13 protein-coding genes are annotated in these 11,885 nt (G+C 74.9%); 12 read left to right on the plus strand and 1 reads right to left on the minus strand.

Annotation, left to right across the window (positions count from 1 at the left end; all coding sequences use genetic code 11):
* Positions 1 to 35 precede the first annotated feature (35 nt).
* Complete coding sequence (locus E4P43_RS13745; RefSeq protein WP_245159128.1) at positions 36 to 329, plus strand: 2Fe-2S iron-sulfur cluster binding domain-containing protein; 294 nt, start codon at positions 36 to 38, stop codon at positions 327 to 329.
* Positions 330 to 354: 25 nt separating this feature from the next.
* Entirely contained in the window at positions 355 to 1,242 is an 888-nt protein-coding gene (locus E4P43_RS13750; RefSeq protein ID WP_135146028.1) for an alpha/beta hydrolase, read from the plus strand.
* Between the two features lie 10 nt (positions 1,243 to 1,252).
* Here E4P43_RS13750 and E4P43_RS13755 read toward each other — a convergent pair whose 3' ends face one another.
* A complete protein-coding gene (locus E4P43_RS13755) occupies positions 1,253 to 2,002 on the minus strand; it encodes an IclR family transcriptional regulator (protein ID WP_135146029.1) in 750 nt (249 codons plus the stop codon).
* Between the two features lie 77 nt (positions 2,003 to 2,079).
* On the opposite strand from E4P43_RS13755, the gene E4P43_RS13760 reads away from it, so the two are divergent.
* The 10 genes from E4P43_RS13760 (at position 2,080) to pabB (ending at position 11,830) form a co-directional block, all read left to right on the plus strand.
* Positions 2,080 to 3,057: a PDR/VanB family oxidoreductase gene (locus E4P43_RS13760; RefSeq protein WP_135146030.1), complete on the plus strand. Its 978-nt coding sequence runs from the start codon at positions 2,080 to 2,082 to the stop codon at positions 3,055 to 3,057.
* 49 nt (positions 3,058 to 3,106) lie between these two features.
* Positions 3,107 to 4,318, plus strand: a complete 1,212-nt coding sequence (locus E4P43_RS13765; protein ID WP_135146031.1) for a cytochrome P450 — start codon at positions 3,107 to 3,109, stop codon at positions 4,316 to 4,318.
* Positions 4,319 to 4,422: 104 nt separating this feature from the next.
* Positions 4,423 to 5,784 carry an aminomethyltransferase family protein gene (locus tag E4P43_RS13770; protein ID WP_135146032.1) on the plus strand — a complete coding sequence of 454 codons (1,362 nt, stop codon included), beginning with the start codon at positions 4,423 to 4,425 and terminating at the stop codon, positions 5,782 to 5,784.
* Positions 5,785 to 5,941: 157 nt separating this feature from the next.
* Positions 5,942 to 6,661 carry an alpha/beta fold hydrolase gene (locus E4P43_RS13775; protein ID WP_135146033.1) on the plus strand — a complete coding sequence of 240 codons (720 nt, stop codon included), beginning with the start codon at positions 5,942 to 5,944 and terminating at the stop codon, positions 6,659 to 6,661.
* A gap of 1 nt (position 6,662) precedes the next feature.
* Positions 6,663 to 6,944, plus strand: coding sequence for a muconolactone Delta-isomerase family protein (locus E4P43_RS13780; protein WP_135146034.1), 282 nt, complete (start codon positions 6,663 to 6,665; stop codon positions 6,942 to 6,944).
* Positions 6,941 to 7,345, plus strand: coding sequence for a protocatechuate 4,5-dioxygenase subunit alpha (ligA, locus tag E4P43_RS13785; RefSeq protein WP_245159129.1), 405 nt, complete (start codon positions 6,941 to 6,943; stop codon positions 7,343 to 7,345). The genes E4P43_RS13780 and ligA overlap by 4 nt, the downstream gene beginning before the upstream one ends.
* Entirely contained in the window at positions 7,338 to 8,186 is an 849-nt protein-coding gene (locus tag E4P43_RS13790) for a class III extradiol dioxygenase subunit beta (RefSeq protein WP_135146035.1), read from the plus strand. Before ligA ends, E4P43_RS13790 begins: the two co-directional genes overlap by 8 nt.
* A 44-nt stretch (positions 8,187 to 8,230) precedes the next feature.
* Positions 8,231 to 9,094 (plus strand): methylenetetrahydrofolate reductase, encoded by an 864-nt coding sequence (locus E4P43_RS13795; RefSeq protein WP_135146036.1) that lies wholly within the window; start codon positions 8,231 to 8,233, stop codon positions 9,092 to 9,094.
* Between the two features lie 94 nt (positions 9,095 to 9,188).
* The gene (gene folD, locus E4P43_RS13800; protein WP_135146037.1) at positions 9,189 to 10,049 is read left to right on the plus strand and encodes a bifunctional methylenetetrahydrofolate dehydrogenase/methenyltetrahydrofolate cyclohydrolase FolD; all 861 of its coding nucleotides are present in this window, start codon (positions 9,189 to 9,191) and stop codon (positions 10,047 to 10,049) included.
* Positions 10,049 to 11,830 (plus strand): aminodeoxychorismate synthase component I, encoded by a 1,782-nt coding sequence (gene pabB, locus E4P43_RS13805; protein WP_135146038.1) that lies wholly within the window; start codon positions 10,049 to 10,051, stop codon positions 11,828 to 11,830. Before folD ends, pabB begins: the two co-directional genes overlap by 1 nt.
* The last annotated feature ends 55 nt before the right edge of the window (positions 11,831 to 11,885 follow it).

An 11,885-nucleotide genomic window follows, 5' to 3' on the forward strand; every position in this document is an offset into this window, starting at 1 on the left:
GGCCCGTGCCTCCCGCGCCGCGGAGGAGGAGCCACGTGACCGCCCCGGACCCGCTGGAGGACACGGCCTGCCTGCAGGTGGTGTGCGAGACCGCGGGGACGCAGCTGGTCGTCCCGCCGGGGACGTCGATCCTGGAGGCCGCCCGCCAGGCCGGCCTGGACGTGACGGCCCCGTGCCCGGACGGCCTCTGCGGGGCGTGCGAGACGTGGGTGCTCGAGGGGCGGCCCGACCACCGGGACGCCCTCCTGAGCGCCGAGGAGCGCGCCCGGAGCGAGACCATGCTGATCTGCGTCTCGCGGGCGACGACGCGGCTGGTGCTCGACCTGTGAGGGGCCCGACGAGGAGGCAGCACGCATGAGCAGCACGTCCGAGGACGGGACCGGGCTCCGCAGCCGGCCGGTGGACGGGTTCAGCCTGGCCTACGACCGCTCCGGCGACGGGCCGCCGGTGGTGCTGCTGCACGGCTGGCCCGGTGACCGCACCGACCACCGGCTCGTCGTCCCGCTGCTGACCGGGGTGGCCGACGTCGTCGTCCCGGACCTGCGCGGCTTCGGCGGCTCCGACCGGCACGCGGTCGAGCCGGAGGAGGGGTACTCCGCCGACGCGCAGGCGCGCAGCGTGGCCGGGCTGGTCGACGAGCTCGGCCTGGGGCCGGTCGTCCTGGCCGGCTACGACATCGGCAGCCGCATCGCCCAGACCGTCGCCCGGCTGTTCCCCGACCGGGTGCGCGCCCTCGTGGCCGCACCGCCGATGCCCGGCGCCGGCCCGCGGCTTCTCGACCCGGACGTCCTGCGCGAGTTCTGGTACCAGAGCTTCCACCGCACCGGCCTGCCGGCTCAGCTGCTCGACGGCGACCGCGACGCCGTGCGCAGCTACCTCCAGCACTTCTGGACGCACTGGTCCGGGCCGTCGTTCACGCCGGCGGACGGTGACCTCGACCGCCTCGCCGACGGCTACGCCCGGCCGGGCGCCTTCACGGCGTCGATCGGCTGGTACCGGGTCGGCCCGGGCATCCTGGCCCGCGGCCTCGCCGAGCAGGCGCCCGCCCCCGCCGACCGCCTGGCGACGCCCACGCACGTCCTCTGGCCGGGGCACGACCCGCTGTTCCCCCCGGCGTGGGCCGACCGGCTCGAGGAGTTCTTCGCCGACGTCACCCTGACGCCGGTGCCCGACGCGGGGCACTTCCTCCCGCTGGAGGCGCCGGAGGTGCTCGCCTCGGCGATCCGCGCGGCCCTCGCCTGAGCCGGGCGGGTCACGGGTCGCGCAGGGCCCGTCCGATCCCCCGGGCGGCGGCCAGCAGCACCGGCACGGCGGAGGCGGCCCGCTCGTCGTTGGGGACGATCACCGACAGGGAGGCGACCACCCCGCCCAGGCCGTCGCGCACCGGGACGGCGATGCCGGTCGCGTCCTCGTGCACGTGCCCGGGGAGCAGCGCGTAGCCCTGCTGGCGCACCTGGGCCAACAGCGCGCGCAGCCGGTCGGCGGAGGTGACCGTCGCCGCGGTCCGCCCCTCCAGCGGTCCGGCGAGCACCCGTTCCCGCACCTCCGGCGGGCCGTAGGCGAGCAGGACCACGCCGGAGGAGGAGATGTGCAGGGGCAGCCGCCCGGCGATCCGCGAGAAGTTGACGACGGCGTCGCGCGCGGACAGCCGCTCGAGGAAGATCACCTCCTCGCCGTCCCGCACGGCGAGCTGGGCGTGGTGGCCCACGACGGCGTGCAGGTCCTCGAGGAACGGCATCGCCGCATCGCGCAGCGACCGGGTGGGCGCCGCACGGGAGGCCAGCTCCCACAGCCGCATCCCCACCCGCACGCTGCCGTCCCGCTCCCGCGCGAGCAGCCCCTGCTCGGCGAGCTGGCCGACGAGGCGGGAGGCGGTGGCGACGTGCAGCCCGGACCGGCGGGCGATCTCGGAGACCCGCAGCACGGGCTCGTCGGCGGTGAAGGCGTCGAGGACGCGGACCGCGCGGGCCAGGGACGACTCCCCCGTCGCGGTGCGCGGCATCCGCGGAGTGTGCCAGACCGTCTCGTCCATTGAGAAGGTGTTTCCCAGGTCACACGCCTGCGGGACACCGTCTCCCCATGACAGCGACGACCCCGGCACCCGGCACCGAGGCTGCCGACGTCGCCACCCTGCGCGTCACCGGAAAGCAGCTGCAGGCCGACGGCGTGCTGACCCTGGAGCTGGCCTCCCCGTCGGGCGCCCGCCTGCGCGACTGGACCCCCGGTGCGCACATCGACCTGGTGCTCCCGGGCGGGCTGACCCGCCAGTACTCGCTCTGCGGGGACCGCTTCGACCCCACCACCTACCGCGTCGGGGTGCTGCGGGAGCCGGAGAGCAGGGGCGGGTCGGCCTACGTGCACGACCGGCTCCGGGTCGGCGACCTGGTGGGCGTCGGCGGGCCGCGCAACAACTTCCCGCTGGTGCCCTCGGAGCGGTACCTGTTCGTGGCCGGCGGCATCGGGATCACCCCGATCCTGCCGATGGTCGTCCAGGCCGAGCAGCTCGGCGCCGACTGGCGGCTGCTCTACGGCGGCCGCCGGCGCAGCTCGATGGCCTTCCTCGACGAGCTGGCCGCCTACGGGGACAAGGTGCTGGTCCGGCCCCAGGACGAGTTCGGCCTGCTCGACCTCCCCGGGTTCGTCGGCGAGCCGCGCACGGGGGTGCGGATCTACTCGTGCGGCCCGGCCCCCCTGCTCGCGGCCGTGGAGCGGACCTGCGCCTACTGGCCGCCGTACAGCCTGCGGGTCGAGCGGTTCGTCGCCGACGACGCCGGCGCCCCGGCCCGCACCGCCCCCTTCGAGGTGGAGCTCGCCCGCACCGGCACGACCGTGACGGTGACCCCGGACGTGACGGTGCTGGAGGCGCTCAACCGGGTCGGCGTCGACGTGCTCTCCTCCTGCCGGCGAGGGGTCTGCGGCACCTGCGAGATCACCGTGCTGGCCGGCCGCCCCGACCACCGGGACGCGCTGCTGGACGACGACGAGCGGCAGGCCGGCGACTGCATGTACGTCTGCGTCTCCCGGTCCCGCGACGAGCGCCTCGTCCTCGACCTCTGACACCCCACCTCCGGAAGGCCTCCCCGTGACCGCGACCGTTCCTCCCACCATGCCCACCAGCGACCTGCCCACCAGCGACCTGCCCACCAGCGATGCGGACCCGTTCAGCCACGAGGTGCTGGAGGACCCGCTGCCCCTGCACGAGGCCCTGCGCGAGGCCGGGCCGGTCGTGCTCCTCAGCCGGTACGGCACGTTCGCGCTGGCCCGGTACGACGACGTGCACGCCGCGCTGGTGAACTGGCAGGAGTTCGAGTCCTCGGCGGGCGTGGGCCTGTCCAACTTCCGCGTCGAGGAGCCGTGGCGGCCGCCGAGCCTGCTGCTCGAGGCCGACCCGCCCCGGCACGACGCCCCCCGGCGGGTGCTGCAGAAGGTGCTCGGGCCGCGTGCGCTGCGCCGCCTGCGCGAGGGCTGGGCCGCCGACGCCGACGCGCTGGTCGAGGAGGTGCTGTCCCGAGGCACCTCCTTCGACGCGGCCCGGGACATCGGCGCCGCGTTCCCGCTGCGCGTCTTCCCCGACGCCGTCGGCATCCCGGAGCCCGGGCGCGAGAAGCTGCTGCCCTACGGCGACCACGCGTTCAACGCGTTCGGGCCGGACAACGACCTGGTGGCCAAGGGGGCGCCCCGGGTGGCGGAGCTGTCCGGGTGGGTCAACGCCCAGTGCCAGCGCGACGTGCTCGCGCCCACGGGCTTCGGCGCGGACATCTGGGCCGCCAGTGACCGCGGCGAGATCACGCCCGCCCAGGCGCCGCTGGTCGTCCGCTCGCTGCTGACCGCCGGCGTCGACACCACCGTGCACGGCATCTCGGCGGTCCTCTACGCGTTCGCCACCCACCCCGACCAGTGGCAGCGGCTGCGCGCCGAGCCCGGCCTGGCGCGCGTCGCCTTCGACGAGGCGGTGCGCTGGGAGTCACCGGTGCAGACGTTCTTCCGCACCGCGACCACCGACGTGCGCATCGGCGACGTCGTCGTCCCCGAGGGCCGCAAGGTCCTCATGTTCCTGGCCGCGGCGAACCGGGACCCCCGCCGGTGGGCCGACCCGGACCGGTTCGACCTCTCGCGCGACCCCTCCGGGCACGTCGGCTTCGGCATGGGCATCCACCAGTGCGTCGGCCAGCACGTCGCGCGCCTGGAGGCGGAGTCGATCGTGACGGCGCTGGCGCGGCGGGTCCGCACGATCGAGCTCGACGGGCCGCCCGTGCGGCACCACAACAACACGCTGCGGGCGCTGGAGAGCGTCCCGGTGCGGGTGGTCCTCGACTGAGCCGGTGCTACGTCAGGTGTCGTAGCAGGGGCACGCTCCGGCGCCGACGGGATGCGTCATCCGCGCGATCCCGCGGGCCGCCCGCGCTCCCTACGTTGTGGACCATGTCGTCCGAGTCGCTGGCCGCCGCCCTCGCCCGAGCCGGGAGCCCGGTCGAGCTCCTCCGGAACCTGGGCTTCCCGCCGAGCACCTTCCCGGTGCGCCCGGAGTTCACGAACTGGCGCGCGGAGCAGCGGTCGTGGACGGAGACCTGCGCCCTGCTCGACCAGTCCCACCACATGACCGACCTGTTCGTCTCCGGCCCCGACGCCCTGCGGCTGCTCAGCGACGTCGGCGTCAACACCTTCGCGGGCTTCGGCGTCGGCAGGGCCAAGCAGTTCGTCGCGGTGGACCCCGGCGGCCACCTCATCGGCGACGCGATCCTCTTCCACCTGGAGGAGGAGCTGTTCGACCTGGTCGGGCACCCCATGGTCCTGGACTGGGTCACCTTCCACCTCGAGCGCGGCGGCTACCGCGCCACCGCCGAGCGCGACGACAACTCCGCGGTGCGGCGGTCCGGTCCGCCGCGGCTCTACCGGTACGAGCTGCAGGGCCCCACCGCCGCTGCGCTGGTGGAGCAGGTGAGCGGCGCCCCGCTGCCGGACGTCAGGTTCTTCGGCATGGCCGAGTTCACCATCGCCGGCCGGCGCGTCCGCGGGCTGCGGCACGGCATGGCCGGGCAGCCCGGCTTCGAGCTCTTCGGCCCCTGGGAGGACGGCGACGCCGTCCTGTCCGCGCTGCTCGAGGCCGGCGCCGACCACGGCCTCGTGCGGGTCGGCGCCAAGGCGTACTCGACGGCCAACCTGGAGTCCGGCTGGGTCCCCGCCCCGCTGCCCGCCCTCTTCTCCGACCACCCCCTCGTGCAGGAGTACCGGGAGTGGCTGCCGGTGGCCCGGGTCGGCTCGGTCGGCGGCAGCATGGACTCCGCCGACATCGCCGACTACCTCCTCACGCCCTACGAGGTGGGCTACGGCAGGACGGTGCGGTTCGACCACGAGTTCATCGGCCGCGAGGCCCTCGAGCGGATGGCCCAGGCGCCGTCGCGCACCAAGGTGACCCTGGTGTGGGACGCCGACGACGTGGCCGCCGCCCTCGGCTCGCTGTTCCGGCCGGGCCCCGGCGCGAAGTTCATGGACCTGCCGAAGATCCGGTACGCCACCCACCACGAGGACAAGGTGCTGCGGGACGGCCGGCAGGTCGGCATCTCCCTGGACTGCGGGTACCTCGCCAACGAGCGGGCGATGGTCTCCCTCGCGGTGGTCGAGCCGGAGGTCGCCGTCCCCGGCACCGAGGTGACGGTGCTCTGGGGCGAGCGGCCGGTCTCGGCCAAGCCCGCCGTCGAGGAGCACCGCCAGGTGGAGATCCGCGCGACCGTCGCACCGGTCCCCTTCGTGGACTTCGCCCGCGAGCGGTACCGGGGCCGGTGAGCCCCCGGTGGCCCACGACAGATGACGTACACCGCCCGCGCGTCATCGGCGGCGACGGCGGTGACATCGCGCCGATCCACCGCCGTGCCGCCCTCCGTAGCGTGGACGTGACCCACCCCACGTCCGGCGCCACCTATCCCCTGGAGGACCCAGCCGCATGAGCACGTTCGTCCTCGTGCACGGCGCCTGGCACGGCGGCTGGTGCTGGGACCGCGTGGCGCCGCGGCTGCGGGACGCCGGCCACGACGTCCACACCCCCACCCTCACCGGGCTGTCCGAGCGGTCGCACCTGCTGTCCCCGCTCGTGGGCCTGGACACCCACGTGGAGGACGTCGTCCGGCTCATCGACGTCCTCGGTCTCACCGACGTCGTCCTCGTCGGGCACAGCTACGCGGGGCAGGTCGTGACCGCGGTCGCCGACCGCCGGCCGGACGCGGTCGCCCGGCGGGTGTACCTCGACGCGTTCGTCGGCGCCGACGGCGAGGCGGCCCGTGACCTGCTGCCCGAGACCGTCGAGCACCACTGGGCGGAGTCGGCCGCCGAGCAGGGCTTCGGCTGGCTGGTGCCGGTGCGCAAGCTCTCGGTGCTCGGGGTGACCGACCAGGCCGACGTCGACTGGCTGGCCCCGAAGCTCACCCCGCACCCGTGGAAGACCTACACCGACCCGCTGCGGCTGACCGGCGCGGTCGACCGGGTGCCCGCCGCCTTCGTCGAGTGCGTCAGCTGGATGCGCGTCTTCGCCGGGCAGGCCGACCGGGCCCGCGAGCGCGGCTGGCCGGTGCACGAGCTGGAGACCGGCCACGAGGCCATGGTCACCGCGGCCCCGGAGCTCGCCGGGCTCCTGGACCGCCTCGCCACCACCGAGAAGGAGGCCTGAGGTGGAGTTCCTCGTCCGGTCGGAGAACCGGCTGCCCGCCGACACCCCCGCGGAGCGCCGCGAGGAGCTGCGCGCCGGCGAGCGGAAGCGGGCCATGGAGCTGCGCGCCGAGGGCGTGCTGAAGCGGCTGTGGCGGGTGCCCGGCCGCAACGCGACCATCGGCCTCTACGAGGCCGCGGACCCGGCCGCGCTGCACGACGCGCTCATGTCGCTGCCCATGGCCCCCTGGCTCGACGTGCACGTCGAGGCGCTGGCCACCCACCCGCAGGAGAGGACGTCGTGACGGCCACCCTGCCCCGGATCGAGGGAACCCCCATGAGCACCAACGAGACGGGCGGCCGGCTGAACGTGCCGGGCACGCCGATCTTCGACGGGCAGACCAGCCGGCGCGGGCTGCGGCTGAACAAGATGCTGATGAGCTTCCGCTCCGCGGACAACCGCGAGCGCTTCTCCGCCGACGAGGCCGCCTACTGCGCGGAGTTCGGGCTGGCACCCGAGCAGACGCAGGCGGTCCTGGACCGCGACTGGACGGCGATGATCGACCTCGGCGGCAGCATCTTCTACGTCTACAAGCTGGCCATGATGGACGGCCGCTCGATGCAGTACCTCGGTGGTGTCTTCACCGGCATGACCGAGGAGGAGTTCCAGGCAGAGCTGCGAGCGGGAGGTCGCCGGGATGGCTGAGGTGCTGTGGGGCCTGGCGACGTCGCACGTGCCCTCGATCGGCGCGGCGATGGACCGCGGCAAGACCGAGGACCCGAACTGGAAGGACCTCTTCGACGGCTACGCGCCGGCCCGGGAGTGGCTGGCGCAGCACAGGCCGGACGTGGCGATCGTCGTCTACAACGACCACGCCAACGGGCTGGACCTCGACATCGTCCCGACCTTCGGGATCGGGACGGCCGACCGCTACCAGGTGGCCGACGAGGGCTACGGCCCGCGCCAGGTGCCCGACGTCGTCGGCGACCCGGACCTCTCGCTGCACCTGCTGGAGAGCCTGGTCGACGAGGGCTTCGACCTCACCGTGTTCCAGGAGCTGGAGGTCGACCACGGGCTGACCGTCCCGCTGTCGGTCTGGACGCCGGACCCCGGCGACGCCTGGCCGTGCCCGGTGGTGCCGATCCTGGTCAACGTCATCCAGTACCCGCAGCCGACGGCGGCGCGCTGCTACGCGCTCGGGCAGGCGCTGGGCCGGGCGATCGCCTCCTACCGCGAGGACGTCACGGTCGGCATCCTCGGCACCGGTGGGATGTCCCACCAGCTCGCCGGGTCGCGCGCCGGGTTCATCAACCCGGAGTTCGACGCCATGTGGCTGGAGAAGATCGAGAAGGACCCCGCGGCGCTGGCCGCCCTCAGCCGCGAGGAGCTGATCCGCGAGGCCGGCTCCGAGGGCATCGAGCTGATCATGTGGCTGATCATGCGGGGCGCGATGAACCCGCAGGTCAGCACAGTGCACAAGCACTACTTCCTGCCGGCGTCGAACACCGCGGCCGGCATCGCCCTGCTGGACAACCGGCCCGCTTGAGCACCGGCTCGCCGCTCCTCCCCCTGCGCACGAGAGAAGGCACCGTGAACCGCGCCCTGACCGTCCGTGACCCGGGCACCCGCGCCTCGCTGCGGCGGACCTTCGAGACCCTCGGGTACGAGGTCATCCCGTTCAAGAAGACGCAGGAGCAGGTGCTCCAGCACGTGCCCACCGACGTCCGGCTCACCGTGACCGCCTCCCCGGCCAAGGGGCAGGACGCCACGATCGACCTGACCGTCGCGCTCACCGGGCACGGGTACAAGGTCGCCCCGCACCTCTCGGCCCAGCAGATCCGGGACCGGGCGCACCTGGCCGACGTCGTGGCCCGCTGCCGGGAGGCCGGGATCACCGACGTCTTCGTGATCGGCGGCGACCCGACCGAGACCCCGACCGAGTTCAAGGACGCGCACGCCCTCCTCGTGGCGCTGCACGAGCTCGACCACGGGTTCACCGACATCGGCATCGGCGGGCACCCGGAGGGGCACCCCGCCGTCTCCGAGGACGTGCTGTTCCAGGCCCTCAAGGACAAGGCGGCCCTGGCCCACCACATCACCACCCAGATCGTCTTCGACCCGGCGGTGATCCTGCGCTGGGCGCGCGAGCTCAAGCGCCGGGGCATCGACCTGCCGGTGCACGTCGGGGTCCCCGGCGCGGTCAGCCGGCAGAAGCTGCTCCGGGTCTCCGGCGGGCTCGGCATCGGTGAGTCGGCGAAGTTCCTCAAGAAGCAGCAGACGCTGCTCTGGCGCTTCTTCGTCCCCGGCGGCTACGACCCGACGAAGATCATCAAGGGCCTGGCCCCGCACCTGGGCAAGCCGGACAACGCGCTGGCCGGGTTCCACGTCTTCACCTTCAACGACCTCGAGCCCACCGAGGAGTGGCGCACCCGCACGCTGCGCAGCCTGGCCTGACCCCCACCCCTCCCCCGGCCCCGCCGCCGGCCGCCGTCCCCGGAGACGCCATGACCCTCGCGACCGCTGCCGCACCGACGACCGGACCGGCCCGGTGACGGCCCGGACCATCGACGGCACCGCCGTCGCGCGGCGGGTCCGCGAGGACGTGGCCCGGGGCGTGGCCGAGCTCGTCGCCGACGGCGGCACCGCCCCGGGACTGGCGACGGTGCTCGTCGGCGACGACCCGGCGTCGGAGGTCTACGTCCGCAACAAGCGCCGGCTCAGCACCGAGGCGGGCATGGTCGACCACCACCGCCACCTGCCCGCCGACGTCGGCCAGGCCGAGGCGGAGGCGCTGCTCGACGAGCTCGCCGCCGACCCAGCGGTCTCCGGGATCCTGCTGCAGCTGCCCACGCCGAAGCACCTGGACTCCGACGCGCTGGTCGCCCGCATCCCCGCCGAGAAGGACGTCGACGGCCTGAGCACCCTCAACGCCGGGCTGCTGGCGCAGGGCCGGCCCGGGCTGCGCCCCTGCACCCCGGCCGGCGTGATGCGGCTGCTGGACGAGTACGAGGTCGAGCTCGCCGGCGCCGAGGCGGTGGTCGTCGGGCGGTCGGCCCTCGTCGGCCGGCCCGTGGCGCAGCTGCTGCTCGCCCGGAACGCCACGGTGACCACCTGCCACTCGCGGACCCGTGACCTGGCCGAGGTCTGCCGGCGGGCCGACGTGCTCGTGGTCGCGGCCGGCATCCCGCGCCTCGTCGGCGCCGACGCCGTGAAGCCCGGCGCGACGGTGGTCGACGTCGGCATCCACCGGGGCGAGGACGGCCTGCACGGCGACGTCGACTTCGCGGCCGTCGCCGAGGTCGCCGGCCTGCTCACGCCGGTTCCGGGCGGGGTCGGGCCGATGACGATCGCGATGCTGCTGGCGAACACGCTGACGGCGGCGAGGGCCCAGCAGGGGCGCGGCACCTGATGCACCGGCCGTGGGCGCGGTTCGACGACCTCCGCACCGGTTCGGCGGTGCGCTGCCCTCCGCCGCGCGAGGTCCTGACCGCGGCCAGGGCCGACGAGGTCGCCGCCGTGCTCCAGCGGGTCCACGAGGCGACGGAGGCCGGCAGCTGGGCGTACGGCTACGTCGCCTACGAGGCGGCGGCCGGTCTCGACCCGCGGCTGCCGGGCCGCGACACCGCGCCCGGGGAGCCGCCGCTGGTGTGGTTCGGCCTCTGCGACGAGCCGACCCCGGTCGACCCGGTGACCGCACCGGCCCCCGCGGCGCCCACCGCGTGGCTGCCGGACTGGACCGACGAGCAGCACGCCTCGGCGGTGGCCACCGTGCGGGAGCGCATCGCCGCGGGCGAGACCTACCAGTGCAACGTCACCGACCGGCTGCGCGGGACCGTTCCCGGGGACCCGGCGGACCTCTACGCCCGGCTCGCGCTCGCCCAGCGCGGGGCGCACAACGCCTACCTCGACCTCGGACGGCACGTCGTCGCCAGCGCCAGCCCCGAGCTGTTCCTCGAGTGGTCCGGGGACGTGGTCCGCACCCGGCCGATGAAGGGGACGGCGACCCGCGGCCGCACCACCGCGGAGGACCGCGAGCGGGCCGAGCAGCTGCTCTCCAGCGCCAAGGAGCGCGCGGAGAACCTGATGATCGTGGACCTCCTGCGCAACGACCTCGGCCGCGTGGCGCAGGTCGGCACCGTGCGGGTGGACGAGCTGTTCGCCCTCGAGCGCTACCCCACGGTGTGGCAGCTGACCTCGGAGGTGTCCGCGCGCCTCCGCCCCGGCACCGGGCTGCTCGAGCTGTTCCGCGCGCTGTTCCCCTGCGGCTCGGTGACCGGCGCCCCGAAGCAGCGAACCATGGAGCTGATCGCCGACCTGGAGCCGGCTCCGCGGGGCGTCTACTGCGGCGCGGTGGGGCTGGTCGGCCCGCCGTCGGCCCCGGTGCGGGCCCGGTTCAACGTCGCCATCCGCACCGTCGTGCTCGACCGCGCGACCGGCCGTGCGGTCTACGGGGCCGGTGGCGGCATCACCTGGGACTCCGACGCCGGCCGGGAGCGGGCCGAGCTGCACGCCAAGGCCGCGGTCCTGGCGCACGACGTCACCGAGCACCGGCTGCTGGAGACGCTGGCGAACGAGCCGGCGACCGGCCCCCGCAACCTGGACCGGCACCTGGACCGCCTGGTGGACTCGGCCGCGTGGTGCGGCTTCCGCTGCGACCGCGCCGCGGTCGAGGCGGCGGTCCGGCGGGCGGTCGCGGGCGCCGGGCCGGCCCGGGTCCGCGTGCTGCTCTCCCGCGACGGCTCGGTCGACGTGGAGCTGGCGGCCCTCCCGCCGGCGGCGTCCGGCCCGGTGCGGCTCGCCCTCGACGACGTGCCGGTCGACGCCGCCGACCCCTGGCTGCAGCACAAGACCACCCGGCGCGACGTCTACCTCGCCGCCGCCCTGCGGCACCCCGAGGCCGACGACGTCGTGCTGGTCAACCAGCGGGGCGAGGTCACCGAGACGACGATCGCCTCCCTCGCGGTCCGTCTGGACGGCCGCTGGTGGACCCCGCCCACCGCCTCCGGCTGCCTGCCGGGTGTGGAGCGGGACCGCCTCCTCGACCTCGGCCTGCTGCACGAGCGGGTGCTGCGGCCCGAGGACCTCCTCGCCGCCGAGGACCTCGCCGTCCTCAGCTCGCTGCGCGGCCGCCGCCCGGCGACTCTCGTCGTGCGGCAGCCGCCCGGGCCCGCCCTCCAGCCCATCCGCTGACCCCCAGCCGACATCCCCGCCGACATCCCCGCCGACATCCCAGCCGACATCCCGG

Origin of the sequence: Blastococcus sp. TF02A-35, from assembly GCF_004571075.1 — a bacterium.
GTDB lineage: Bacteria > Actinomycetota > Actinomycetes > Mycobacteriales > Geodermatophilaceae > Blastococcus.